This window comes from Streptomyces sp. NPDC058619, from assembly GCF_042717785.1.
In the GTDB taxonomy this organism is placed as follows: domain Bacteria; phylum Actinomycetota; class Actinomycetes; order Streptomycetales; family Streptomycetaceae; genus Streptomyces.
This window is the reverse complement of record NZ_JBHXQN010000171.1, coordinates 1-1,073: the sequence shown is the minus strand read 5'-3', so window position 1 is coordinate 1,073 and position 1,073 is coordinate 1. Positions and strand designations below refer to the sequence as shown.

Annotated in this window: 1 protein-coding gene; it reads right to left on the bottom strand. The window is 67.6% G+C overall.

Going from position 1 to position 1,073, the window contains the following annotated elements:
• Nucleotides 1-254: 254 nt before the first annotated feature.
• Nucleotides 255-947 (bottom strand): HAD family hydrolase, encoded by a 693-nt coding sequence (locus ACFWTC_RS38975; RefSeq protein ID WP_384030766.1) that lies wholly within the window; start codon nt 945-947, stop codon nt 255-257.
• Between the last annotated feature and the right edge of the window lie 126 nt (nt 948-1,073).

The following is a 1,073-nucleotide window of genomic DNA, read 5'->3' as shown; positions in this document are numbered from 1 at the left end:
GCAGGACCTAAACACAAGCCACAACAGACCGGCACGCACATCTCCCGGCTCAGCGACTGCGACCCGTCCGGGTGCGAGGCGTGGCTGCCCAGGGCCGGTGGGTGTTCGATGTGGTCAGAGGGTGCCCAGGTCGGCCTGGAATGCGCTCGAGCGGCCATCGGCCCCCGATCACCTGGGCCCTCATGAACGCCCCGCTGTCCGGAGAACGGCACAAATCCCGGTCCTTGACCGTCGAGCTCTCCCCAATCCGTCGGCTACGAGGGCCCGAGCAACCCCAAGACCTGTGTCAATCCGCCCAGGCGCTGATCGACCGGGAGGTGGTCGACGAAGTGCACTGGGCACCCCAGGACCTGCGCGCCGCCGTCCGCGATGCGGTCGTCGCCGACCATCAGCACATCGGCGGGTGCCAGGCCGAGCCGGTCGCAGGCGGCCCTGAAGATCGCCGGATCGGGTTTCTGCGTGCCCAGCTCGAAAGAGAGCAGGTAGGCGTCGACCAGGCCGTCCAGTCCGTGCGCGCGGAAGACGGGCCGAAGATCCCATCCGATGTTGCTCACCACGGCCACCGGGAGCCCTCGCCGGCGCAGTTCACGCAGCGTCGATTCGGTGTCCGTGTAGGGCCGCCAGGCGGCAGGCGTCATATGGCGGTCGTACAGCGCCTGCGCCAACTCGGGCAGCCCGGCCTCCTGGGTCAATGCGGTGTACACGGCACGGTGTTGGTCGGCGCTCAGGTCCCGCTCGTTCCAGAGTGCTTCGAGATGCGCAGGTACGTGCAGGGGCGCCGGTCCGCCCGGCAGTGCTCCGTACTCCGTCAGTCGCTGCACCCGGTAGCTGAACTCATCGTCGGCCAGGTGGAGGTCAGCGGCCGCCAGGACCGCGCCGAGCCACTCTTTGGTCGACTCGATGCGCAGCAGAGTCCCGGAGAAGTCGAACATCACCCCTTTGATCATGACGTGATCGTACGGTCAGCCACGGGCTGGCAGTGCGAGGGGAGAGAACGAGATCAGGATCAGCATCGATCTGCGATGCCCCGTCGCGCTCGGTGTCGATTGCGTGGGTCAGCAACGTCGCCCGGA